At 72.7% G+C, this 24196-nt stretch carries 21 protein-coding genes; 8 read left to right on the top strand and 13 right to left on the bottom strand.

Translation table 11 applies throughout. From position 1 onward, the window contains the following. Positions 1 to 95 precede the first annotated feature (95 nt). The 5 genes from ACFVXH_RS30075 to ACFVXH_RS30055 form a co-directional block, all read right to left on the bottom strand. Entirely contained in the window at positions 96 to 551 is a 456-nt protein-coding gene (locus ACFVXH_RS30075) for a Pycsar system effector family protein (RefSeq protein ID WP_387828886.1), read from the bottom strand. A gap of 155 nt (positions 552 to 706) precedes the next feature. Next, positions 707 to 1684 (bottom strand): hypothetical protein, encoded by a 978-nt coding sequence (locus tag ACFVXH_RS30070; RefSeq protein WP_387828884.1) that lies wholly within the window; start codon positions 1682 to 1684, stop codon positions 707 to 709. After that, positions 1681 to 3876 carry a hypothetical protein gene (locus ACFVXH_RS30065; protein WP_387828882.1) on the bottom strand — a complete coding sequence of 732 codons (2196 nt, stop codon included), beginning with the start codon at positions 3874 to 3876 and terminating at the stop codon, positions 1681 to 1683. The genes ACFVXH_RS30070 and ACFVXH_RS30065 overlap by 4 nt, the downstream gene beginning before the upstream one ends. Then, positions 3873 to 4838 carry a hypothetical protein gene (locus tag ACFVXH_RS30060; RefSeq protein WP_074003166.1) on the bottom strand — a complete coding sequence of 322 codons (966 nt, stop codon included), beginning with the start codon at positions 4836 to 4838 and terminating at the stop codon, positions 3873 to 3875. The genes ACFVXH_RS30065 and ACFVXH_RS30060 overlap by 4 nt, the downstream gene beginning before the upstream one ends. A gap of 146 nt (positions 4839 to 4984) precedes the next feature. After that, positions 4985 to 5677 (bottom strand): Crp/Fnr family transcriptional regulator, encoded by a 693-nt coding sequence (locus ACFVXH_RS30055; protein ID WP_375877291.1) that lies wholly within the window; start codon positions 5675 to 5677, stop codon positions 4985 to 4987. 470 nt (positions 5678 to 6147) lie between these two features. Between ACFVXH_RS30055 and ACFVXH_RS30050 the strand changes: the two genes are divergently transcribed. The 5 genes from ACFVXH_RS30050 to ACFVXH_RS30030 all read left to right on the top strand — a co-directional run bounded on the left by ACFVXH_RS30050 (position 6148) and on the right by ACFVXH_RS30030 (position 10935). Then, on the top strand, positions 6148 to 7890 hold the full coding sequence (locus tag ACFVXH_RS30050) for an ATP-binding protein (RefSeq protein ID WP_387828880.1): 1743 nt from the start codon (positions 6148 to 6150) through the stop codon (positions 7888 to 7890). A 17-nt stretch (positions 7891 to 7907) separates the two neighbouring features. Continuing rightward, the gene (locus ACFVXH_RS30045) at positions 7908 to 8294 is read left to right on the top strand and encodes a roadblock/LC7 domain-containing protein (protein WP_181970384.1); all 387 of its coding nucleotides are present in this window, start codon (positions 7908 to 7910) and stop codon (positions 8292 to 8294) included. A gap of 78 nt (positions 8295 to 8372) precedes the next feature. Beyond that, positions 8373 to 8735 (top strand): DUF742 domain-containing protein, encoded by a 363-nt coding sequence (locus ACFVXH_RS30040; RefSeq protein WP_049660856.1) that lies wholly within the window; start codon positions 8373 to 8375, stop codon positions 8733 to 8735. Beyond that, a complete protein-coding gene (locus ACFVXH_RS30035; protein ID WP_375877289.1) occupies positions 8716 to 9333 on the top strand; it encodes an ATP/GTP-binding protein in 618 nt (205 codons plus the stop codon). The genes ACFVXH_RS30040 and ACFVXH_RS30035 overlap by 20 nt, the downstream gene beginning before the upstream one ends. 87 nt (positions 9334 to 9420) lie before the next feature. Further along, positions 9421 to 10935, top strand: a complete 1515-nt coding sequence (locus tag ACFVXH_RS30030) for a cytochrome P450 (RefSeq protein ID WP_387828877.1) — start codon at positions 9421 to 9423, stop codon at positions 10933 to 10935. A gap of 60 nt (positions 10936 to 10995) precedes the next feature. Here the strand turns inward: ACFVXH_RS30030 and ACFVXH_RS30025 are convergent, their stop codons facing one another. The 3 genes from ACFVXH_RS30025 to ACFVXH_RS30015 all read right to left on the bottom strand — a co-directional run bounded on the left by ACFVXH_RS30025 (position 10996) and on the right by ACFVXH_RS30015 (position 15164). Continuing rightward, positions 10996 to 12630: a purple acid phosphatase family protein gene (locus ACFVXH_RS30025; RefSeq protein WP_387828875.1), complete on the bottom strand. Its 1635-nt coding sequence runs from the start codon at positions 12628 to 12630 to the stop codon at positions 10996 to 10998. Between the two features lie 168 nt (positions 12631 to 12798). Then, positions 12799 to 13620 carry an SAM-dependent methyltransferase gene (locus ACFVXH_RS30020; protein ID WP_380745443.1) on the bottom strand — a complete coding sequence of 274 codons (822 nt, stop codon included), beginning with the start codon at positions 13618 to 13620 and terminating at the stop codon, positions 12799 to 12801. 191 nt (positions 13621 to 13811) lie between these two features. Then, positions 13812 to 15164, bottom strand: coding sequence for an MFS transporter (locus ACFVXH_RS30015; protein WP_079272265.1), 1353 nt, complete (start codon positions 15162 to 15164; stop codon positions 13812 to 13814). A gap of 146 nt (positions 15165 to 15310) precedes the next feature. Between ACFVXH_RS30015 and ACFVXH_RS30010 the strand changes: the two genes are divergently transcribed. After that, the gene (locus ACFVXH_RS30010) at positions 15311 to 16915 is read left to right on the top strand and encodes an alpha/beta hydrolase (RefSeq protein ID WP_074003172.1); all 1605 of its coding nucleotides are present in this window, start codon (positions 15311 to 15313) and stop codon (positions 16913 to 16915) included. A gap of 60 nt (positions 16916 to 16975) precedes the next feature. Here the strand turns inward: ACFVXH_RS30010 and ACFVXH_RS30005 are convergent, their stop codons facing one another. The 3 genes from ACFVXH_RS30005 to ACFVXH_RS29995 form a co-directional block, all read right to left on the bottom strand. Continuing rightward, positions 16976 to 17326, bottom strand: coding sequence for a 5-carboxymethyl-2-hydroxymuconate Delta-isomerase (locus ACFVXH_RS30005; protein WP_375877678.1), 351 nt, complete (start codon positions 17324 to 17326; stop codon positions 16976 to 16978). Between the two features lie 127 nt (positions 17327 to 17453). Next, on the bottom strand, positions 17454 to 17846 hold the full coding sequence (locus ACFVXH_RS30000) for a ribonuclease domain-containing protein (protein ID WP_074003174.1): 393 nt from the start codon (positions 17844 to 17846) through the stop codon (positions 17454 to 17456). A 96-nt stretch (positions 17847 to 17942) separates the two neighbouring features. Next, entirely contained in the window at positions 17943 to 19013 is a 1071-nt protein-coding gene (locus tag ACFVXH_RS29995; RefSeq protein ID WP_387828872.1) for a phosphatidylinositol-specific phospholipase C domain-containing protein, read from the bottom strand. 291 nt (positions 19014 to 19304) lie between these two features. Here ACFVXH_RS29995 and ACFVXH_RS29990 point away from each other — a divergent pair, with 291 nt between their 5' ends. Beyond that, positions 19305 to 19949, top strand: coding sequence for a dihydrofolate reductase family protein (locus ACFVXH_RS29990; RefSeq protein WP_074003175.1), 645 nt, complete (start codon positions 19305 to 19307; stop codon positions 19947 to 19949). Positions 19950 to 20020: 71 nt separating this feature from the next. Here the strand turns inward: ACFVXH_RS29990 and ACFVXH_RS29985 are convergent, their stop codons facing one another. After that, a complete protein-coding gene (locus ACFVXH_RS29985) occupies positions 20021 to 20899 on the bottom strand; it encodes a geranyl diphosphate 2-C-methyltransferase (RefSeq protein ID WP_074003176.1) in 879 nt (292 codons plus the stop codon). A gap of 87 nt (positions 20900 to 20986) precedes the next feature. Further along, a complete protein-coding gene (locus ACFVXH_RS29980) occupies positions 20987 to 22279 on the bottom strand; it encodes a family 2 encapsulin nanocompartment cargo protein terpene cyclase (protein WP_387828870.1) in 1293 nt (430 codons plus the stop codon). A 545-nt stretch (positions 22280 to 22824) separates the two neighbouring features. Between ACFVXH_RS29980 and ACFVXH_RS29975 the strand changes: the two genes are divergently transcribed. Then, positions 22825 to 24150: a radical SAM protein gene (locus ACFVXH_RS29975; protein WP_049651571.1), complete on the top strand. Its 1326-nt coding sequence runs from the start codon at positions 22825 to 22827 to the stop codon at positions 24148 to 24150. The last annotated feature ends 46 nt before the right edge of the window (positions 24151 to 24196 follow it).

The following is a 24196-nucleotide window of genomic DNA, read 5'->3' as shown; positions in this document are numbered from 1 at the left end:
TCAACAGCTATTGCCTGGTGGCGCAACACCTGTTGCCTCCGGTCGCGCCACCGGCCCCGGCCGTGGTGCGGCCGGGGCCCGTCAGCTGCCCGCCGTCACAGCGGCCGGAGGGTGAGCGCGAACTGCGGAAGCGTCAGCAGGAGCAGGGCGGTGCCGGCCTCGATCCAGCGGTACTTCGCGCGGATGATCGCACTGGTACCGGCCAGCGCCGACAACAGCGGACCCGCCGGGTCGTGCCCGGCCCGCTCGAAGGCACGGCGCAGCCGCTCGGGGCCCGCCCCCGGCGCGATGTGCTCGAAGTACCCCGGACCGTCCGCACCACCCCGCCGCCCCTTGCGGTGGCGCGGCACCAGCGCGGAGGCGAAGCAGCCGACGGCCAGCAGGGCGCTGGCCGTGGCGCTCCACCGCAGGAGCGGGACCAGCCAGGCCAGGGAGCCGGCGCCGGCGCCGCCGTCCAAGGGGATGAAGGTGGCGAGCACCGCACCGGTGAACGCCAGGAACACGGCGGCCTTGGTGTCGGCCCGGACGAGTTCCGCACTGTTGGCCGCCATCAGGCGCTCCATCGCCGACACCGAGGGCGGGCTGGACGCCGCCGTCGGCGCGGTCGGCCGGCGGCTCCTGCCCCTGGAGCGCCCGCGCGGCCCGGCGACCGTGCGCCGCCGCGACGGCTGCCGGCGCACACGTATCCGCGCACGCGCCGCCCCGGTCACCGCGGACTCCCGTTCGGCACACCGCCGGACCAGCCGTTGACGTTCGAGTGGAGCTTGACGAAGTCCGGCCCCGGCCCCGGGGGCTGCGGGGGTTGCGAGGGGTACGAGGCGGGCCCGGGGACCTGCCGTCCGAGGGCGACCAGGCGGTCGCGCAGCATCTTGGACAGCTCCTGCTGCTCCTGCCCCGTCAACTTGCCGAGCATGAGCGCCATCTGGTCCTCCCAGGTGGTCTCGCCCCGGAGCAGGTCGCCGTTCTTGACCACCCAGTCCAGGACGTCGCGCACCTCGTCGGGCTTCCTGGCCAGCCAGAGGGCCGCGAGGGCGACCGGTCCCTCCTGCACCTGGCGCCGGCAGAACGCGTACTCCTCCTCGCTCTTGACCGTCCAGTCGAAGGGCACGTCCGTCACGTCCGGTTCCCCGAGACGCAGTTCATTGCCATGCTCGGAGGCGGAGACGTCCGTGACGCGGTAGCCGAGGCCGTAGTGGGGCAGCACGTACGGAGCCGCGAGGTACTGCACCAGTTCCTCGGGGCCCAACCTGGTGCCCGAAGCGGCGAACTGCTCTCTGAGCTGGCGCAGTCGGACGTCGAGGTCCTTGCGGACCGGCAGCCCGCCCCGGTTGGTCCGGGTCTGCACGACCCGCGCAGCATCGTGGACCCACCACAGGAAGTGGACCTCCAGCGGTTCCGTGCCGTACGAGGTGCGGAGACGGACCGTTCGCACGCCCGGCCGCTCGTTGAGGTCCACCAGGTACGCCTGGTCGAAACCGCGCAGCCCCAGCCGCGCGGCGACCCCGTCCTCCGCCCCCATGCCCGACGGTCGCGGGCGGCCCTTCCCCAGCTGCTGGTAGAGCCCGTGGCGGTCCCCCAGCACCAGGGCGCAGTCGCGCCGACCGGACCAGCGGTGCCGGAGGATCTCCCGCCAGGGGGCACGGGTGGCCTGGGTGTAGACGGGCGGGTCGGTGTCGACGGTCATCGGGGGCCTCCGAAGGCAGGGGCGGAGCGGAACGGCTGCGGCTCGCCGCGCCGCCAGGCCTCCAGGGCGCGGTGGGCGATGTCGCGGCCGACGAGGTCGGGGTTGTCACTGCTGTCGATCTCGACCAAGAGGCCCAGTTCGCCGGGACGCACGTCTTGTACGAGAGCGATGAGCAACGTCTCCACAGCGGCTCGGCCAGGTTCGTCCCAGACCCCTTGACGGCACCAGCCGAGCAACATAGTGGTCATGGCCTCGCGCATGTTGCTGTTGAGGCATCGCCGCACGAAGGTGATCACGTGCCCCGCGAACTCACCCTCAGTGATGAGCTGTTGATGGAACCAGGACGGGACACGCATCAACTCGAGGAAGACCCTGAAAGCGAGCTGGGCGTCCTGCCCCGGCCGGTTGGTCCACTCCACGAGTTGCCGGAATACGACCTGCTGGTGTCCGACTACGAACAGCTGCCGCAGCGCCCTCCGAACGGCCACGGTGACCGTTCTCTCCTCTCCCTCGCCTCCTCTGAAGCACCGTCGCAGCAAGGTGATCGCGCGTTCTGGTCGAGCCGCCCCGAAGTCCCCGCCACAGGCCTCCGCCACGGTGGATCGGAGCCACGCACTGTTGCGCAGGCTCCATTGGCCCAGCCGGTACTTCACCTGGCTGGCCAGCACCGGATCCTGTGCCGCGATGCCCAGCGCACGGGCGGCCGCACTACGGCTCTGGGCACGGTCCGACTCGGCCAAACCCTCGATGTGCGCCAGCGCATGACGGCCCCCGCTCCAGCCGGCAGCCAATCCCATCACGCGGCCCACGGGGCCGGCCAGTTCGGGCTCTTTGCTGGGCGCCTTGTCCATCCACTCGGTCAACATTTCCGACACGTCGCCGTACTGCCGCCACACATGTCGCAGCACCATCTCCGCCTGCCGATGCCGTTTGAAGCGGACCGGTTCCACCATGTAGGAGAAGGTCGGGGATTCCCTCAGCTCACTGGGCAGGCACTCGGCACGGATGGTCACCAGCAGTTCATCCAACGAGCGTCGGAAAACGAACCGAGGGTTCGACCGAGAAGCCTCGCCTCGTTCGTACCGCCCCTGCTCACCGTCCGCGTCCATGCCGTGCCTCAGCACCGCGTCGAGGCGGCCGTCGGCAAGTCCCAGCAATCGGTCGGTCTCCTGCCGGACGATACGGCGGTCGAGGCCCTCCAGGACACTCGTCACCAGCAGCAACGCCAGCGCGTCCGGGTCCTCGCGGATCTCCTTCAGGAGGTCGGGGACCTCCGTCTCCGCGAGGAAGCTGAGCCGCTGGCCGAGGTCGGCAGGGTCGGGGCCGTCGTCTCCGGACCGGCTCACCTCACCCACGAGTTCGGCGACCTGGGCCGGCATCAGCTCGGGCGCCAGCAGTTCGTCCAGGTCCGCTTCCAGCCGATGGAGCAGCGCCCGGCGTCGTCCCTCGTGGGGCACCACGGCCTCCAGGCGCGCGTCGAAGACCGCACGCGGCGACGGAGGCTTGTAGCGCACCGGGCTCAGGTCCAGATCGCGGGCCACGCCGCGCAGCCGGTCGGCGTCGTCCGGCAGCATGACCACCATGAAGGCGTCGGCGTCCTCCAGCCGCTGGCGCAGCTTGGCGATCGAGGCCGGTCCGAGCCGGACCGTGGGCGAGAGGCCGTGTACCAGGTAGCCGCGTGCCTCGGCGTGCGTCGGCCGCCAGGACGACAGGTCCGAGTCGCTGTCGAGCGCGCGCAGGGCCAGGCTGTTCCCGCTGCTCTCGACCAGCAGGTTGAGGGCGGTGGTACGGCGCCCGGTGCCGGGTTCACCGGCGAGGAAGAGCAGGCGGGTGCCGAGCGTGCGCAGCGCCTCGGGGAAGCAGTCCGGCCTCGCGAATCCCGTCCGGGCGGCGAGGACCTCCATCCCGGAGATGGGGCCGTCCTGCGCCTCCACCCGCTCGCCGCCACCGGGGGCGGCCCCGGCAGCGCCGTTCTCGACGCGCTGGTCCCCGTGCACGGAGCCGGTGTTGATGTTGCCACCCGGCGCGTAGATGAACGGACGGTCCGATCCCCACGCGGCGAACCGGTCCGTGAAATCGCCTTCGAGGTCGTCGGGGTCGAGGTCGGGGTCGAGGTCTCGGTCGTAGTCCCGGTCACGGGAGCCCGGTGCGCCGGACGGCCCCTCGATGGCCGGGCGATCGTCGGGGTTCACCGGCGGTGCTCGTTCTTGTCGCCGTGGACGATGTCGCCCAGGTTGCCGTTGACCGTCCCCACCTTGTGCCCCTCCACGCGGTCGCCGCCGTAGGAGTCACCGCGCACGTTGGTGACGGTCTGGCTGCCGTGCACCGTGCCGGCGTTCAGGTTGCTGCCGTTGCCCCGCTGGTTCACCGCCGTGCGCGGCGCGCGGCGCTGCTCCCCGCTTCCGTCCGCCGCCCGCTTCGCCCGTCCCTCCTTCTCCTCCCGTCCTTCCTGCTCCTCCACCACCGCGTCGCCGAGGATCCTGCGGTCGTACAGGTTCCCGGACGGCGTGGGCACGTACAGCCACGCCCGCTGGTCGAAGCGCTTGCCCTCGACGGTGGCCGGCACCTCGATGAAGTGGTCGGGGTGGCGCCCGGTGAAGCCGCCGGCCACCGCGTCCTGGTAGCAGCGGTCGGACAGGATGGCGGCGACCTGGGTGATGCTCGCGTTGGAGGCGGCCAGCATGGCCTTCACCGGGCGGGAGTCGAGCAGCCGGTGGGTGTCGTTGCGCGGGGTGCCGTTTCCGTCGAACTCGCCGCCGTCGTCCGGGAGCGGGCCGATGTTGAGGCTGACCCGCAGCCGGATGCGCACCGTCCCGACCGAGTGCACGTTGAACTCGGTGAGCACCTCCTGGAGGGTGTTCAGCCAGGGGTGGATCAGGAAGGGCATCCAGGCCGGGTCGAAGCCGAACACGTACCCGTCACCGGTCGAGTTGGGGAACCGCCGGTCCTTCCAGACCTCGCCCAGTCCGGCCCGCTCGAAGGAGAGCCGGAGCAGCTGCGGCACGTTCGCGCTGATGGTGCCGTGCTCGATCGCCGGGTACCCGGTGAAGTCCTTGGCGTCGACGGCGACGATGCCCCGGTACGGCGGGAGGTGCCGGCTGCGGCTGTACGGCAGGGCGCTGGCCTCGGGCATCGGCTGGTCGAACTCCGTCATTCTCTGCTCCTTGTCGTTCCCGTGCTGACCTTGCGCCACCAAGCTTCGCGATCCGGCGTCGCGCGGTGTGCTCGCTCGGTGCGGTACGCGAGTGACGGATGTCACATCCGAGGCCGCGCGGGTCAAAGGAGTGCCGGGACGGAGCGTCAGTCGCGTGGAACGTCAGCCGCGCGGCGGAGTGCGGGGAGGTCGTCGAGGGCGATGGACTTGCGGCCGGCTTCGACGCGGTGGGCGGCCAGGGCGGTGAGGCCGGCGGTCACGGTGTTCCGGGAGACGCCGAGGTGCTGGGCCAGTTCGTCCCGGGTCAGGGCGAGTTCGATCCGGCGGCCGGCTGTCGGCGCGGGGCCCGTGGAGAGGTCGGCCAGGGCGACCAGGGCGGCCGCCAGCCGGGGGACGACGTCGCCGCCGATCCGGGCCAGGTCGGATTCCCGCAGCCGGCCCATGGCGTAGCGGACCATCACGGGGAACAGCCCCCGCTCGGCGACGAAGCGCAGGAAGGCCTCCTTGGTGAGGACCGCGACCGTGCAGTCCGAGATCGCCTGGACGCTCGCGGAGCGGACGCCGTCGTCCAGGACGGCCACCTCGCCGAGGAGTTCGCCCGGGCCGCGGAAGGCCAGCAGCCGGACGTCCCCGTTGCGTTCCCGTCGGCTGACCTTGGCCACTCCGGTCCGCAGGGCGAGGACGTGGGTGCCCGGTTCGCCCTGGCGCAGCAGGGTGGCGCCGATCGGGTGCCGGCGTTCGAAGGCCTCCTCCAGCATGCCCGCCCACACCGCGTCGCCCATGAGGTGGCGCAGGGTTCGGCCCAGCGCGGCCGGTGTGCGGCTGTCGTGATCGTTCATGCGACGACCCTAGGAGGGGCAGCGCACCGCACGCAGCCGAATCGGGCCCGGCCGCGGTTCCCCTTCCGGGTGATTGCCGCGCCTCCGGTTGACCGGGGTAACCGCGCTTAGCACGAACTCGGCGCGAGACGCGGGGACTTGGCGCGGAAACCCTTCGCATGAGCGAATCCGGCGCGGGTCGGCGGCGCGCGGGCGGCGCGACGAGAAGCCTGGTGGGAGGGCGGTGGCCACTCCGGTTGCGACTGGCGTGCGAAATGTCGGGACTGTCTGGCAGATTGCCACAAGTCGGTTGCAGGACGGTATTTTTGACTTTCGGTCAGGATGTCCTGAACTTGGCTATGCTGCACCACCACGCCTCCGGAGCCGCTCCCCCCGCTTTTGTCCGTACTGTTCCGATCGTTTGAGGATGCTGAATGCTTCGAGCTGGATCGTCACCCGCCAGACGGCGCCGAGCGCCCCTGCTCGGCTGGTTGTTGCCGACGGCCGTGATGGCGGCGGCCGTGGCGGTCGCCGCGGTGGCGGTGTCCGCCGGGGCCCGGGCCGGGGTGCTGTGGTGCGGGGCGACGGGCACCGTGCTGGTGGCCGTGGTGGCCGCCGAGTCGGCCCGCCGGGGGCGGGCCCTGAGCGAGTCCCGTGACCTGCACGCCCGGCAGGTCGAGGAGTGGCAACGCAGGTTGGCCGGGCAGGAGGACGAGCTGGACCGGCTCGCCCGGGTGGAGATGCGCAGGGTGGTCGCCGGGGCCCGGTACGGGTACTCCTTCGACGTCCTGACCCGCCCGTTCGAGGAGAGCGAGGCGCCCGTCTCGCCACGGTTCCGCCGCTCCCTGGTGGCCGTCACCGAGGCCGTCGCCAAGGCCGTCGACGACGAGGTCAGCCGGCGCGACTCGGCCGAGCGGGCCTTCGTCAACATCGCCCGCCGGGTCCAGGCCATCATCCACCGGCAGGCCAAGGACCTGCGGGAGATGGAGGACCGGCACGGCAACGACCCGGCGGTCTTCGACGACCTGCTGCGCCTGGACCACGGCAACGCGCTGAGCGGCCGCCTGGCCGACAGTATCGCCGTCCTGTCCGGCGCCCGCCCCGGCCGCCAGTGGACCCGTCCGATCGCGCTCTACAGCGTGCTGCGCGGCGGCATGTCCCGGATCCTGGAGTACCAGCGGGTGGACCTGCACCCGGTGGCCCAGATCTCCGTCACCGGGCCGGCCGTCGAGCCGCTGATCCACGCCGTCGCCGAGCTGCTCGACAACGCCACCCGCTACTCCCCGCCGCACACCCACGTGCACCTGAGCGCCTCCGAGGTGCAGAGCGGGATGGCGATCGAGATCGAGGACGGCGGCCTCGGCCTCACCGACGAGGCCCGGTTCCGCGCCGAGCGCTCGATCCGCGAGGCGATGGTCTCCAAGGACTTCGACGACCTCACCGAGTCCCCCCGGCTGGGCTTCGCCATCGTCGGCCGGCTCTGCCAGGCGTACGGCTTCCAGATCTCGCTGCGCCGCTCCGCGTACGGCGGCGTGCGGGCGGTGCTGGTCGTGCCGCAGGAGCTGCTCACCACCGCGCCGCCGACCGGGCGCGCGCACGGCATCGGCGCCTTCTCCGGCCCCCGCCCGCTGCCCGCGAACCCGCCCCGGCACGCGGCCGCGGGCCGCCCCTGGGGCACCCGGACGACCTCGGCCGGTGTCGGGCCGTCCTACGGCTCGACCAACCCGTGGGGGCCCTCCGGCCCGGGCGCCGGGGACGACGAGGTGATCGTGACCGAGTGGACGCCCAACGGCCTGCCGCAGCGCCGGCGGAGCCGTCCGATGATGCCCCGGGGCGGCTTCGGCGGGGCCGCGCGCCCCGCCCAGCGCGGCACCGCGCAGCCCGGCGGACCGACGGCGCAGCCGCCCGGTCCGCTGGCCGGCCCGCCGGCCCAGGCGTCGCGCCCCGCCAAGGAGCCGAAGCAACCGGGCCTGTGGCTGGAGGCGTTCATGGACGGCATCAAGGGGACCGGGCCGAGCCCGTCCGGTCCGGCGGGCGCCGGGCGCGCCACGGACGCCGAACAGACCGGTGCCGGACGAACGGACGCCGGGCAGACGGACGCCGGGCAGACGGACGCCGGGCAGTCGGGTGCCGGGCAGTCGGGTGCCGGGCAGTCGGGTGCCGGGCAGTCGGGTGCCGGACGCACCAGCGCCGCACACACCAGTGAAGAGACGGCAGGGAAAGGCGAGCAGTGATTCCGCACCGCAGCAACATGGACTGGATCCTCAACGACCTCGCGCACAGCGTCCCGTGCGTACGCCACGTCATCGTGCTGTCCGCCGACGGCCTGCGGATCGCCCAGTACGGCACCGACCCGGACACCGCCGACCGCCTCGCCGCCGCCTGTGCCGGGCTGCAGAGCCTGGCCGGCGCGATCGGCCACGAGTTCCCGCACGGCGACGGCTCGATGCGCCTGGTGGTGATCGAGGTGGACGGCGGCTACTTCTACCTGATGGCCGCCGGTGACCGCGCCTACCTCGCGGTGCTCGCCGACGAGGGCGTGGACGCCGGGCTGGTGAGCCACCAGATGCGCGACCTGGTCGCCCGGATCGGCGAGCACCTGTCCACGCCGCCGCGCAACCCCGAGGCGGTCGCGTGAACCGCCACCCGTCCCGCCCTGCCGCGCCGAGCTCCGGCGGCGGGACGGGCACATGAACGAGCACAGTGAGGCGGTGGCATGACGGCCGCGCAGGGCGGCTGGGACGGCCCCGAGCCCGACCGGCTGTACGTCATCACCCGGGGTCGCAGCGGCCCGTCGGGGCCGGGGGTCTTCGACCTGGTCACCCTGATCGTCTCCCGCGCGGAGCCGACCCCCGCCCACCAGCCGGAGCACGCCGCGATCCTGCGGCTGTGCCGCTCCCCGCTCTCGGTCGCGGAGGTCTCCGCCTACCTGGAGCTCCCCGTCAGCGTGGTCACCGTGCTGCTGGCGGACCTGCTCGACGACGGGCTGATCGAGGCCCGCAGCGCCGCCGTGCCCGCGGCGGAACTCCCCGACCGTGCCCTGTTGGAGGCGGTGATCCATGGACTTCAGCGGCTCTGACACGGTGGTCGGGCCGGCCGGGGCGGACCTGCTGCCGGACTCCGTCACCACGGCGGTCAAGGTGGTGGTGGTCGGCGGCTTCGGCGTCGGCAAGACGACGCTGGTCAGCGCGGTCAGCGAGATCCGCCCGCTGACCACCGAGGAGACCATGACCCAGGCCGGGGTCGGGGTGGACGACCCGACCGGCGTCGAGCAGAAGACCTCCACCACCGTCGCCATGGACTTCGGCCGGATCAGCATCAGCGACCGGCTCGTGCTGTACGTCTTCGGCACCCCCGGCCAGGAGCGGTTCTGGTTCCTCTGGAACGGCCTGTTCGAGGGCGCCCTGGGCGCGGTGGTCCTGGTGGACACCCGGCGGCTGGAGGTCAGCTTCGAGGTGATCGGGCGGCTGGAGGAGCGCGGTGTGCCCTTCGTGGTGGCCGTCAACAGCTTCCCGGAGGCCCCGGCCGTTCCGCTCGACGAGCTGCGGAGCGCGCTGGACCTGCCGTCCGAGGTACCGATCGTCAGCTGCGACGCGCGCAGCCGGGAGTCCAGCCGGGACACCCTGATGACCCTGATGCACTACCTGTACGAGCTGGCCGTCCCGGCCACCGGCTGAGCCGGCGCCCGCGCCCCTCGCCGGCCACCCACCGTCCGCCCGAGCCCGTCCGCTCGTCATCGAACCCCACCCGCGACCGGAGACCCCGTGACCACCCCGATCCCCGAACCCGTCGGCCCCGAATCCGTCGGCTCCGCGCCGGCCACCGCCCCGCCGCCCGGCTGCCCGGCCCACGCGGGCGGCGGCATCGCCCCGACCGGCCCCGGCGGCCTGCGCCGCCTGTACGGCCCGGAGGCCGAGGCCGACCCGACGGTCCTGTACGACAAGCTGCGCGCCGAGCACGGCGAGGTCGCCCCGGTGCTGCTGCACGGCGACCACCCGGCCTGGCTGGTGCTCGGACACGGCACCAACATCACCGTGATGCGCACCCCCACGCTGTTCTCCCGGGACTCGCGCCTGTGGAACGCCTTCCGCAACAACGAGGTCCCGCCCGACTCCCCGCTGCTGCCGGTGGTCGCCTGGCAGCCGATCTGCGTGTTCGCCGACGGCGACGAGCACCGCCGGCTGCGCGGGGCCCTGCTGGACGGCCTGAACGGCTTCGACCGGCGCGGCATCCGCCGCCACGTCCGCCGCTTCACCACCGACCTGGTCCAGGTGGTCGGGCCGACCGGCCACGCCGAGCTGATCTCCCAGTTCGCCGAGCACCTGCCGATGCTGGTGATGACCAAGCTGCTCGGCATGCCGGACGAGTACGGACCGCAGCTGGTGACCGCCGCCCGGGACCTGATGAAGGGCACCGAGACGGCGATCGCCAGCAACGAGTACGTGGTCGCCGGTCTGCGCCGGACCATCGCCCTCAAGCGCGAGCACCCCGGCGACGACCTGACCAGCCGTCTGCTGGCGCACCCGGCCGGGCTGACCGAGGACGAGGTGATGGAGCACCTGCGGGTGGTGCTGCTCGCCGCGAACGAGACCACCGTCAACCTGATCGCCGACTCGCTGAAGATGGTGCTCACCGACCCGCGCTTCCGCGCCCACCTCTCCGGCGGCCAGATGACCCTGGGCGAGGCGCTGGACCAGGTGCTCTGGGACTCCCCGCCGATGTCCCTGGTGGCCGGCCGCTGGGCGACCGCCGACACCGAGCTGGGCGGTCAGCAGATCCGGGCCGGGGACCTGTTGCTGCTCGGGCTCGCGGCGGCCAACGTCGACCCGGTGGTCCGCCCCGACCTGGCGGCCCCGCTGTACGGCAACCGCTCCCACCTGTCCTTCGGCGCCGGGCCGCACGAGTGCCCCGGCCAGGACATCGGGCGGCACGTCGCCGAGGCCGGGATCGACATCCTGCTCACCCTGCTGCCGGACGTCCGGCTCGCGGTGCCCGAGGAGGAGCTGGTCTGGAGCTCGGCCTGGATCTCCCGGCACCTGACGGCGCTGCCGGTGGAGTTCACCGCCCGCGACATCGAGCCGGACCCGCTCTCGGTGGCGGAGGCGGAACTGGCGGAGGCCGACGCGAAGGCGGAGGCGGAGGCAGGGGTGGAGACAGGGCTGGAGACAGGGGCCGAACAGGCGAAGGCGGCGCCGGAGCGGGGCGTCCCGGCGGCCCCGACGATCCCGGCGCAGCGCCGCGGCTGGTGGGACGTGCTCACCGGCCTGTTCCGGCGCTGACCGGCACCGCCACTGACCGACACCGGCGCCGGTGTCGGTCAGTGGCGGTGCCGGTGGCGGTCAGCCGTCGCGCCCGTCCGTCCGGCGCCGGTACAGGGTGAAGGTGTCCACCGGGGTGAGGTCCCCGTGCGGTCCGTCGAAGGTGTAGTAGGTGACCTTCATGGTGGTGGTGCCGCCGCGCCGGTCGCCCGGGTCGACCTCGAAGGCCGCGAAGCCGTGGGCGTGTTCGCGGTCCTGGACGGCGGCCCAGGGCGCGTCCTCGGTGAGCCAGACCGACTCCCGGTAGGGCGCGCCCGGCTTCGGGTCCTCCAGCCCGATGACCACCCGGCCCTTGGGCTGCTCGAAGAGGTCGTCCTGGGTGGTGGCGGCGTTGCCGCCGGCGCCGATGACCATGTGGACGGTGCCCCGCCCGGTGTCGACCATGTCGGTGCGGGTGCTGGTCGGCACCGGGGTGCGGGCGTCGTTGGGCAGGGTGCCGCGGACGGGGTGGGAGCGCTCGTAGTAGTGCTCGTGGCCGCACACCACCAGGTCGACCCCGTAGGCGTCGAACAGCGGGCCCCAGGTCTCGCGCAGGCCGAGGTCGCTGCCGGAGCCGTGCTTCGAGCTGGAGATCATCGGGTGGTGCATGCAGACCACGATCCAGTCGATCGCCCGGTTGTTCCGCGTCGTCCGCAACTCCCGCTCCAGCCAGCGCCGTTGGGCTCCGCCGGAGAAGCCGCGCAGGTAGACGTCGCCGGAGTTCTGGATGGCCTCGTCGTCGTTGGCGAGGCTGATGAAGCGCACCGAGCCGACGGTGAAGGCGTACCACATGCCCCGGGTCTCCTCGTCGGAGGAGGCCGAGGAGTCGGGGAGGGAGAAGTACGCCTGGTAGCCGAGCGCGCCGATCGGGCCGTTGCCGCCCTCGTTCTCGTGGTTGCCGACGCAGGGCATCCAGGGCCGCAGCCGGGTGGAGCGGCTGTTGCTGATGAACCAGTCGGCCCAGGTCGCGGTGCGGCTCTGGCCGTGGCGGCCGGCGTAGGAGGAGTAGCAGAGGTCGCCGTTGATGAGGTTGAACAGCGGGCCGACGCGCTCGACCGCGGCGACGATGTCGGCGGAGGCCGCGGTGCCGACCTGGCTGCTCATGAACACCGGGTACTTGCCGAGCGGGGAGGGCATGCCGTCGGGGAAGGTGATCCGGCGGCGGAGGTTGGGCGCGGCCTGGTCGCCGAAGCTCGTGAAGGTGAACGGGGCCCGGCCGCGCGGGGCGGTGGTGAAGGTGCCGGTCTCGGGGGTGGCCCCGTCGTGGCCGGCGCTGTAGAGGTAGGTGGTGCCCGGGCGCAGGCCGGTGAGCCGCGCGTGGTGGACGTACACCTCGACCTTGTCGATCGAGTCCCGGTAGGTGCGGGTCTCGGCCTGGACGACCCGGCCGAGGCCGCCGTCCGGTGAGCCGTACCGCACCTGCGGGCGGCGCACGGACTGCGGGGTGAGCCAGGAGACGGTCATCTCCGTGCCGGCGTCGGTGCCGAACTGGAGGTGCAGCCCGGACACCGCGGCCGTTCCGGAGCGGTGCGGGGTGGTCTGCAGGAGCGGGCTGGTGGGCGCGTCGTCGGCCGGTTGGGCGGCCGCGGGTTGCGCGCCCGCCGTCGAGGCCGCGGCCACCAGGGCGGCTCCGGCCGCCGAGGTGCCCTTGAGGATGGACCTGCGTGCAATGGTCATGAGGACTCCGCCTGCCGAGTGGGGGTTCGACAGGCAGTCACTTTAATGACATGTGCACGTAAAGACGATCGTTTTCGCAGCTTCCGTTCGCACGCTTCGTTCTCAGGCCTCGTTCACAGGCTTCGTTCGCAGGGCCCGTCCACAGGGCCCGTCCACAGGGCCGGGCGCCTACGCCTTGCGGCCGACTCCCCCGTACACCCCGACCTTCCCCTCGCCCGGCACCGGGTCCCCGGCGGGCTCCGGGTGCCAGCGGTCGACCAGGACGACGCCCGGGTCGTCCAGTTCCAGCCCGCTGAAGAAGCGTTCGACGCGCTCGCGCGAGCGGAGGTGGAGGTCGATCCCGGCCTCCGCGTAGCGGCGGGTGGCGATCCCGGCGCGCTCCGGCGCGATGTCGGCGGTCCCGGCCGAGAGGGCGAGGAAGCTGCCGGCCGGCAGGGCGTCCAGGAGCTTGCGGACGGGCGGGTGCGCGACCTCGTCGGAGAGGAAGTGGACGATGTTGATGAGCGTCAGGGCGACCGGCTCGCGGAGGTCCAGGGTGGCGGCCACCCCCGGGTCGGCGAGGAACTGCTCCGGCTCGCGCAGGTCCCCCTGGACGTAGGCGGTACGGCCCTCGGGGGTGCTGGTGAGCAGGGCCCGCGAGTGGGCGAGCACGATCGGGTCGTTGTCGACGTAGACCACGCGGCAGGCCGGGTCGACGGCCTGGACGATCTCGTGCAGGTTGGGCGTGGTGGGGATGCCGGTGCCCACGTCCAGGAACTGGCGGACGCCGTGCACCCCGGCGAGCCGGCGGACCATCCGCCGCATCACGGCGCGGGCGGCGGTGGCGTCCTCGCGCACGCCGGGCAGTTCGGCGAGGACGCGGTCGCCGACCTCGCGGTCGGCGGGGAAGTTGGTCTTGCCGCCGAGCAGGTAGTCGTAGACCCGGGCGGAGTGCGCCCGGTCGGTGCGCAGGTCCACCGGCGGCGGCTCCTCGAACCCGGCCTCGGTCAGCCAGCTCTCCGACACGCGGCCCCCCGGCGCGCAGTCGTCCGAGCCGCAGCCGTCGAGCCCGCAGTCCTCCGGCAGGCCGCCGTCCTGTGTGTTGGTGTCCGGTATGTCGGTACCCGGTGCGTCGATACCCACGCCAGCCCTCCCCGTTCAGCAGTGGTCCGGACCACTCAACCACAGCCGATGACTGTCCGTCAGGCGGTTCCGGGTGTCCGCTGAACCGCTCCTTCCGTCTCGCGGACGGCCTCGGCGAAGGAGGGCACCTTCATCGCCGTCAGCAGCGCGAGGGCCGGGCCGGCCGTGCAGACGGTGACGTACGCGGGGATCACGCCCAGCCAGTGCCGGCCGCTCAGCCACTCGGCGAGCAGCGGGAAGGTGCCGCCGAACGCCGCGATGGTGGCCGCGTTGACCACGCCGAGGCCGACCGCCCGTACCTCGGTCGGGAACAGCAGCCCGGTGAAGACGTTGAGCGTGCCGAGCACCGTGGCCACCAGCATCCCCAGCAGCACGGCGACGACCTGGAACGGCAGCCAGCCCTGGCGCAGCCCGGCGAGCAGCACCCCGACCAGCGGGATCGGCAGGCCGAAGCCGATCCGGGCGACCGGCAGCAGGCCGAAGCGGTCGGCGGCGGCGCCGGTGAGCAGCATGGTGGCCAGCACCACGCCGAGCACCACGGTCATGAAGGAGGCCGCCTCCTCCTTGCCGATCACGTGGTAGGCGGCGGCGTACTGCGGCAGGTACACCAGCGCGAAGTAGTAACCGACCGTCCCGCCCAGGGTGTTGAGGAAGACGGTGAGCACCGCCCAGCGGTGCTCGCGCAGCGTCCGGAGGAACGGCGGGCGGGCGGTGCGGCCCGCCCGCTCCCGGGCGCGGTGGAACTCGGCGCTCTCCGGCGCCCACCGCCGCACCCAGACGGCGGCCAGCCCGAGCAGCGCGGCGACCACGAAGCCCCAGCGCCAACCGCCGTTCTCCAGGCCGGACTTGCCGAGGGTGTGGATCAGCAGGGTGAGCACGCCGAAGGAGAGCAGCGAGCCGAGGATGATCCCGCCGTAGGAGACCGAGCTGAACGCGAAGCGGTGCCGCCGCGGGGCGGTCTCGGTCACGTACGCGGCCACGCTCGGCGCCTCCCCGCCGAAGGCGAGCCCCTGCACCACCCGGGCGAGCACCGCCAGCACGGCCGCCCAGACCCCGATGCTCCGCTGGCCCGGGACGGCGGCGATGCCCAGGCTGGCGACGGCGATCACCGCCATGCCGAGGCTGAGCGCGAAGCGCCGTCCCCGGGTGTCGCTGAGCCGCCCGATCAGGTACGAGCCGACCGGCCGGGCGACGAAGCCCACCGCGAAGGTGACGTACGCGCCGAGAACGCCGCTGACGCCGTGTTTGCCGTGCCCGAAGAGGTCCGCCGCGAAGTAGGGCGCGAGGACGGCGTAGATGTTCCAGTCGAAGGACTCGACCACCGATCCGACCGTCGCCGCGGCCAACTCCCGCCGCCGCCCGCCGGTTTCCGCCTGGTGACGGAGCGGTGCCACCGCACTGCTTTCTGTCATGGCCTCAGCATGGCACCGTTCGGACCGCCGCGGAATCACTTCTCGCGGCCGGTGGGCGGCGTGCTCCGGTCCGTTGACGCAGAGCACTCTGAGAATCCCATGTGACTGATGTGACAGGCAGGTGATATTCCTGTGCCGTGCATTCCATGATCACCCGGACCCCGCGGCGCGCCCTGCCCGCCGCCGTCGCAGCCCTCGCCACCGCCGCCCTGCTGGCCGGCTGCACCAGCGGAGGCGGCACCGCCGCCGCGCCCTCGGCCTCCCCGGACGCCGCCGCCGTCGCGACGCCGAGCGCCGCCCCGACCCCGACGCCCAAGCCCACCGGCGCCGCCGACCCCGCCCTCAAGGCCTTCTACGGCCAGCAACTCGCCTGGGGCCCCTGCCAGAAGGACCCGCAGAACGAGGAGGACATCTCCGCGCTCCAGTGCGCCACCCTCAAGGTGCCGCTGAACTACGCCGCACCGGAGGTCGGCACCCTGGACGTCGCCGTGGTCCGCAACCCGGCGACCAAGCCCGACCAGCGGATCGGCTCGCTGCTGATCAACCCCGGCGGTCCGGGCGGCTCCGGCGTCGGGATGGTCACCTACGACCCCAAGGGCTTCGACGGCCCGGTGCACGACCGCTACGACATCGTCGGCTTCGACCCGCGCGGCACCGCCGGCACCAGCCCGCTCAACTGCCTGGACGACCGCACCCGGGACGACTGGCTGACCACCGACCAGCCCGCGGCCGACCACGGCAAGCAGCTGGCCGACGCCTGCCAGGCCAAGTACGCCCAGCTCCTGCCCTTCGTCAGCACCCGCAACAGCGCCCGGGACATGGACGTGCTGCGCGGCGCCCTCGGCGACCAGAAGCTCAGCTACCTCGGCCTGTCCTACGGCACCTACCTCGGCTCGCTGTACGCCGAGGAGTTCCCGGACAAGGTCGGCCGGCTCGTCCTGGACGGCGCCACCTCGGCCTCCACCTCGCTGGTCCAGCACAACATCGAGCAGCAGGGCGGCTTCGAGCGGGCCCTGAAGGCCTTCGCCGCGGACTGCGTCACCAAGGACGCCTGCTCGCTCGGCAAGGACCCCGAGCAGGCGGCGCAGAAGCTCGCCGCGTTCCTCGACGGGCTCAAGGACAAGCCGCTCAAGACGGAGAAGGGCCGCACCCTGACGTCCAGCGCGGCCTGGACGGGCGTGCTCAGCCGGCTCTACGGCGGCGAGAAGGCCTGGACCGGGCTGCGCAACTCCATCGGCTGGGCGATGGTGCGCGGCAAGGGCGACTACCTGCTGGACCTCGCCGACGGCTACAACGGCCGCGACAAGGACGGCAAGTACCGCCCCTCGGCGGACGCCTACACGGCCATCCACTGCGCCGACGGCGCCACCGACGCCCCGGCCGGCGAGCAGTTGCAGGCCGCGCTGACCGACCTCGCCGCCAAGGCCCCGCTGGTCAGCAAGCACGACCCGATGGCCGCGCTGTTCGACCCGGACTGCCGGATCTGGCCGGCCGCCTCGACGGAGAGGCCGCACGCGGTCAAGAACACGGCCGCCGCCCCGATCGTGGTGGTCGGCACCACCGGCGACCCGGCCACCCCGTACGCCTGGGCCGAGAAGCTGACCGCCGAGCTCGGCAACGCCGTCCTGGTCACCCGCGAGGGCGAGGGCCACACCGGGTACGGCGCCAGCAAGTGCGTCCGCGCCTCGGTGGACGCCTTCCTGCTCGACGGGACCGTCCCGGCCGCGGGCATCCGCTGCCCGACGGACTGATCCGTCCCGCACGATGACGGCGCCGGGCCCGCGGGCCCGGCGCCGTCGCCGCTTTCCGGGTCAGTGCCCCGGGTGGTGGACGAACCGGTAGGTGTCCCGGTCGAGTTCGGTGACCTGGACGCCGATGGCGGCGGGCCCGGCGATCCGGGCGCGCAGGGCGGCGAGCACCCGGGCGGTCAGTTCGGCGCGCTGCTCGGCGCTGCGGCCGGCCAGGATCTTCACCTCGACCAGCACCACGGCCTCGCCGCTCGTCCCGTCGCCGACCCGGTGGCCGCCGGCGGGGCGGAAGAGCGTCTTGCAGTCCGCCACCGTGGTGTCGATCACCTCGGTGATCGCCTGGTGGACCTCGGCGGCCAGCGCCGTCCGGTCGAAGTCGAGTTCGGCCGAGTGGTCGACCAGGATCTGCGGCACGGGAACCTCCGGGAGTCGTTGCCGGGACGCCACCGACGCTACCGGACGGGCCCCGAGCGCAAACCCCGGGCCCCGGCGCGGGGTGCGGCGCCGGGGCCCGGGGCTGTCCGGTGGAGCGGTGGCCGGGTCAGCAGCCGAAGTCGACCTTGCGGAAGGTCACGTAGTGGTCGGCGGTGTAGTAGTCCTCGTGGTACTGCTTGCCGGTGACGATGCGACGGGTGCCGCGGGTCGGCGAGCCCGGGGTGACCACGGTGTACTCGTGGTAGTAGCCGGTCGCCTGCGCGGGCAGCACGCGCTCCTTGTTCTGGAAGACGACGCCGTCCTGGCTGTACGGGAAGGGACCGCCGGAGGCGATCAGGTTGAGGGTGGTGTGGGCCTGGGAGGGCAGGGCCGACAGGCACACCGAGCCGCTCACCGCGGCGTGCGCCTCGGTGGCGACGGCGATCGGCGCGAGGGTGACCAGGGCGACGGTGGCGGTGGCGGCGACGCGGGTCTTCCACGCGCGTAGAGTTCGGGTCATGACAACCAGGATGGCGATCCTCCGGGCCCTCCGGAAGCCCCGTTCCAACTCTTCACCTCCGGTCAACTTCGCCGTCCCTCCCAGGACTTGACCAGGTCAGCCGCGCGACAGCACCAGCGACTGGACCGACGCCAGCCGGCGCCAGTCACTGGAGACGATGCTCGCGTGCGCCTTCGCCAGCTGCTCGGTGCGGGCCCTCGCCTGGTCGGCCGTCGGGTCGGTGGCACTGATCTCCGGGGCGACCAGGTGGGAGTCCGTCATCACCAGCAGGTAGTGGGCGTTGTCGTACCAGGCGGTGTCGATGGTCCTGACGAAGGTGGAGGCGTCGCCGTCGAAGACCACGAACCAGGGCCGGATCGAGGCGTCCGCGCCGGTGTACTGGCTCCGCGGGTCGCCGGTGGCGGCGCCGAGCACGGACGGGAAGACCTGCGCCTGGCCGATCCGGCCCGCCGCCGCCAGGTCGCGCAGGTGCCGGCCCTGCTCCACGTCGGTGTGCAGGGTGTCGAAGGGGTTGCCCAGCTCGACGGTGCCCGGGATCGCGTACAGCAGCACCTTCCCGGCCAGCGCCGAGCGGCGCGGCCAGTTGCCCGCCCGCACCGCCTCGTCGACGCTCGCGTACGAACCGCCGCCGGGCTTGGCCAGCAGGTCGGCCGGGCGCAGCACCGCGGAGCCCAGGTGGTCGGCGATCAGCGCGTCCAGCTGGTCCGGGCCCATCCCGAGGTCGGCCGAGTAGCCCGGCTTGAGCTCCAGCTTGATCACCAGCGGCCCGGCGCCCGGGTGCGCGGCGAGCCAGACCCGGACGTCGTCCAGGCAGTTCTCCAGGTACTGGTCGGTGCTGCCGCCGTACAGCTGGGCGGGGGTGCTCGCGGCGGTGCAGTTGTTGGAGTTGCCGAACGGGTTGGAGTGGCTGACCTGCCACCGCTTGGTGAAGATGTTCGGCCAGAGGTCCAGCTCGATCATCCCGGTGCCGGTGTCCAGGCCCTGGGCGAGGTACGGGAAGGCCGCCGGGTCGTAGGTGTTGTGGAGGCCGACGGTGGTCGCGGAGCCGAACGGCAGGTCGCCCGGCCCGGCCGTGGTGGCGTCCGCCGGGGCGGTCGGGATCAGCGCGGCCGCGGCGGCGATCAGGCCGGCGGCCAGGAGTCCGGTCAGGGTGCGGCGTACGGTCATCGGAACGGTCCCCCAAGTCGTGGGATGCCGGCCGCCCTGCTCCCGGGCAGCCTGACGAAGCATCGCCCGCCCGGGCGTGCTCAGGATGAAGAAGGCACGACAATAGCGTGACGGCTGCACCGCTTCTCCCCCGCTCCCCTCCCCTTCCTCCACGCGCTCCGCACCCGTCCCACCCGCCACGCCCGGGACGGTGACGGAACGTCATGGCCTCGGAGCCGCGGGTTAGCGTGGCCCGCGAAACGGGGCGCGGCCGACCGGTGCGCGCCGAGGCGCCGAGCGGCGGAGGCTGCGATGTCCCTGGTCCGGGTCCACAACTTCTCGATCTCCCTGGACGGCTACGGCACGGGCGAGGGCCAGAGCCTCGACGCGCCGTTCGGCCACGCCGGCGGCCGGCTGCACAGCTGGTTCTTCGGCACCCGGACGTTCCGGCGGATGCAGGGCGAGGAGGGCGGCAGCACCGGCGTGGACGACGCGATCGCCCGCACCTGGGCCGACGGCATCGGCGCGGAGATCATGGGCCGCAACAAGTTCGGCCCGCAGCGCGGCCCCTGGCAGGACGAGGACTGGCGGGGCTGGTGGGGGCCGAACCCGCCGTTCCACACCCCGGTCTTCGTGCTCACCCACCATCCGCGCCCCTCGGTGGAGATGGACGGCGGGACGGTCTTCCACTTCCTGGACGCCTCCCCCGAGGAGGCGCTGCGCCGGGCCAGGGAGGCGGCCGGCGGCCTGGACGTGCGGATCGGCGGCGGCCCGAGCAGCGTCCGCGCCTTCCTGGCCGCCGATCTGGTCGACCACCTGCACGTGGTCGTGGTGCCGGTGCTGCTCGGCCGGGGCGAGCGGCTCTGGGACGGGCTCGAAGGGCTGGAGCAGCGCTTCCGCACCGAGGCGGTGAGCAGCCCGAGCGGCGTCACCCACCTCACCTTCACCCGGCCGTAGCCGGCCCTCGTGCGATCGACGGCGGCCTCCCCGCGGGTACGGGGAGGCCGCCGTCGTGCGGTGCTACCGGATCAGACCCGGTCGGCCGCGATCAGCACGTACTGGAAGGAGCCGTCCTTGTAGGACTCGATGAACGCCTCCTCGATGCCGGTCACCAGCGAGGTGGTGTTCCGCAGCTCCCAGTAGGGCAGGGTGTCCGGCGTCAGGTCGATGACGGCCTGCGGCACCAGGCGGTTGTCGGCCATCGCCCGCAGGTACTCGCGGCGGGAGTGGATGTTGCACTCGAAGTGGGCGTTGATCTGCGAGACCCACTTCGAGGGCTGGCCGTAGCGCGGGTTCCAGCAGCCGGTGATGGTCACGTACCGGCCGCCGACGCTCAGCACCCGGGAGTGCTCGGCGAACAGGTCGTGCAGGTCGACGTACATGCTGGACTCGTTGTTCCAGGAGCCCGCGACCGAGCCGGTCTCGATGGGCATGTTCAGCATGTTGGCGACCTGGGAGCGGACGAACCCGCCGATGCCCAGCTCGGCGGCGCGCTTGTTGCCGAAGTCGGCCTGCTGGGTGGAGAGGGTCAGGCCCTCGACCCGGCAGCCGAAGCGCTGGTGGGCCATCACCATCGAACCGCCGCGGCCGCAGCCGGCGTCGACCAGGGTGTGGTCGGCGCGGATGTCGCCGAGGTGGCCGAGCAGCACGTCGGCCTGGGCGGACTCCAGCCGGTGCAGCTCGGCGATCACCTTCTTCTCGCGCTCGGCGTCGGCCGGGTCCCCGATCGCGGCCTGGTCGATCGCGCCGATGCCGTAGTGGTGGTGGTAGAGGCCGTCGACGTCACCCAGGCGGAGGTTGACCGGACGGGCCTCGTGGTCCCAGTAGCGCGCGATGTCGCCCTGGTACGGAGTCGCCGGGCCGGGGATGGTGTTGCCGGGGGTGGTGATGTCGTCGGTCACGGACATGGGTCAGCTCCTAGCGGATGGTCAAGGGGTCGGTCATCAAGGGAAATGCGCTGCCGGCGGGAGGTGGTGCCCCCGGAGGGGCCGGTGTCACCAGAAGTCGGGCAGGGTGTAGCGGTAGGTGTTGGTCTGGTGCCAGTAGTGGTTGCCGTCGACCCACGCGGACACACCGCGCAGGAACCGTACGAGTGTCGGCACCGGGCAGGACACGGCCAGGGCGGCCGCCTCGGCCTCGAAGGCCAGCATCAGCTCGTTGTGGACCTCGACCGCCTTCAGGTAGCCCTCCTTGCGGGAGACGCCCTCGCGCTCGGAGATCACCACCGGCAGGTTCAGGTGCAGTCCGGGGCTGGCCAGCTCCTTCATGTACGAGTACAGGTCGTTGACGATGGTGGTGGCGTTGCCGGCCAGTGCGATCACCCGCTGCATGGCGGGCAGCGCGTGCAGCTCGGCGGGCAGCTCGTAGCCGCCGACGGTGTCCGTGATCGTCGGGCAGGGGCGGAAGTTGTTGAACTGGCGCATGGCCAGGTACTCCCACACCTCCGGGACGTGGTCCGCCTGGTCCCAGGAGGCCTCGGCCAGGTACCCCAGGTGCAGCCGCGCCATGTCGTGCCGGAACCGGTCCGACTGGGAGGGCGTGGCGGCCCGGGTGAAGTACTCCATCGCCGAGTGGTAGGCGCGCCGGGGCGCGTCCGAGCTCAGCGAGGCCTCCCAGCCCGGGTGGTACTCCGTCGTGGTGTGCAGCGGGTCCAGCGCGGTGTGCGCGAGCAGCAGGCGGCTGCCCAGGCCGATCGGCGAACCGCCGAGGTCCTCGCAGTAGCAGTCGTCCACCGCGTTCTCGGCCACCATCAGGCGGGCCGCGAGCATCAGGTGGTCGACGCTCGGCGCGTCCGGGTGGCAGGCCACCATGTAGCGCCCGGTGGAGAAGCCGTTGAAGTCCTTCTCCCACTCCGGCGGGTAGAGCTCGATCTCCTCCATCGCCCAGGCCTTGAGCTTCGCGCTCAGCGCCTCCACCCGCACCGGGTCGGGCTCGGCGATCGGGTGGTGGTAGAGGCCGGGGATCGGGTCGCCGCTCCGGGGCTTGCCGCCGCTCGGCGCCCCGGCGGCCGACCCGGCGGCGGCCGGGGTCGGGGTCGCGGCGGTCGGGACGGGCAGGACGTGGGCGGACGGCACCCGGAACCCGGGCGTCGCCGCCGCGGTCTCGCTCACCGTCGTGGCCTCGGTCGCGGTCGCCTCGGGCGCCGGGACCACCTCGACCGGGACCTCGGGCGTCGGAGCCTGGGGCGCCGAGACCTCGTCCGCCGGGGCCTGCGGCCTGAACTGCAGCCCGGAGGTGCCCAGTCCGCTGGGCCCGCGCAGGATCCGTTCGATCGCGGGGGAGCTCATGGGCCCACCGCCGGGGCGGTGACGGGCCCGGATGGTGTGTCCGGCCTGGCGCACAGGGGCATGGAGCCTCCTCTGAAGGGGGTCGCACAATATGACGGGTCGTCATCCCACCCGCCTCGAACGGGATCTCCGGTCTCCGGCCCCGTCTCGCTCGGTTCACCACCGTAGGCGCGAAGGCGCGTTCCGCATCGCACCAGACGATCTTCATCACCCGATAGGGTGAACGTTCCCCATGCGGGTGTTTGGGCACGCCCCCGTCGTGCATCACCCCGCCCCGCACCTGCGCACTCCCGCCGCGAACCCGCCCGCCGAGCCGCCCGTCCGCGCGTCAACTTGCCGCCACTCGCGCGTGTCCCGCTCCCGCCGGCCGCGTCGTCCCGCTCGTGGCGCGGGCTGTTCGAACGCGAAACGAAATCACCCACGGCCGCCCGCCGGGGGCCGGTCGATCGTCCCGGGCCGGGCCCGGTGCGCGGCCGGGCGCGTAAGGCGGGACAGAATGGGCACGGCGCCGTCGAGGAGGCGGGGCCAGGAAGGAAGACCAGCGCATGGAGAGCCAGGCCCGCAGCCGCACCGCACTCGTGGAGCAGCTCATGGAGCGCTATCCCGACGTGCCCCGGGAGGCGGTGATCAAGGAGGACCTGCTGCGCGGCGGCATGGCCTTCGACGAGTCCGCGCTGAGCGGCAGCGCGGGCGCCGACGGGGGCGGCGAGGTCAAGCCGAAGTCGTACTTCATCTTCTCCTTCGACCACCGCACGCTGCCCGAGCTGGGCGCGGCCGCGCTCAACCGGCCACCGGAGGAGGTCGTGCTGACCGGCGGGCCGTACGGGCTGCGCCGCACGGTGGTGTCGGTGCGGGTGAACCCGGACTCGCCGTACCGGGTCGGCGCCGGGGACGACGGCACGCTCGGCCTCTACCTGGACGGTGCGCGGATCGCCGACGTCGGCCTGCCGCCGATGCCGGACTACTACCGGCACACGCTGGCCAACGGGAAGTCGGTGATGGAGGTCGCCCCGACCATCCAGTGGGGCTACCTGATCTACCTCACGGTGTTCCGGGTCTGCCAGTACTTCGGCGCCAAGGAGGAGTGCCAGTACTGCGACATCAACCACAACTGGCGCCAGCACAAGGCGGCCGGCCGCCCGTACACCGGGGTCAAGCCGGTCGAGGAGGTGCTGGAGGCGCTGGCGATCATCGACCGGCACGACACCGCCCGGGCTTCCCAGGCGTACACCCTCACCGGCGGCGCGATCACCTCGCACGTCGGCGGCCGGGACGAGGCCGACTTCTACGGGCAGTACGCCAAGGCCATCGAGGAGCGCTTCCCCGGCCGCTGGATCGGCAAGGTGGTGGCCCAGGCACTGCCGCGCGAGGACGTCCAGCGCTTCCACGACTACGGCGTGCGGATCTATCACCCCAACTTCGAGGTGTGGGACAAGCGGCTGTTCGAGCTCTACTGCCCGGGCAAGGAGCGCTACGTCGGCCGGGACGAGTGGCACCGCCGGATCCTCGACTCCACCGAGGTGTTCGGCCCGGAGAACGTGATCCCCAACTTCGTCGCGGGCGTGGAGATGGCCGAGCCCTTCGGCTTCACCACGGTGGACGAGGCGATCGCCTCCACCGAGGAGGGCCTGCGCTTCTTCATGTCCCGCGGCGTGGTGCCGCGCTTCACCACCTGGTGCCCCGAGCCCACCACCCCGCTCGGCAAGGCCAACCCGCAGGGCGCGCCGCTGGAGTACCACATCCGACTGCTGCAGACCTACCGGGGCACCCTGGAGGAGTTCGGCCTCTCCTCGCCGCCCGGGTACGGCCCGGCGGGCCCCGGCAAGGCCGTGTTCTCGGTGAGCTCCTTCATGGACTCGCTGACCGGCTGAGGACCCGCCCCGGTGGTGCGGGCCGCGACGCCCGCACCACCGGCCG

Origin of the sequence: Kitasatospora sp. NPDC058184 (genome assembly GCF_042883725.1) — a bacterium.
Lineage (GTDB): Bacteria > Actinomycetota > Actinomycetes > Streptomycetales > Streptomycetaceae > Kitasatospora.
This window is presented reverse-complemented; position numbering and strand designations above follow the sequence as displayed.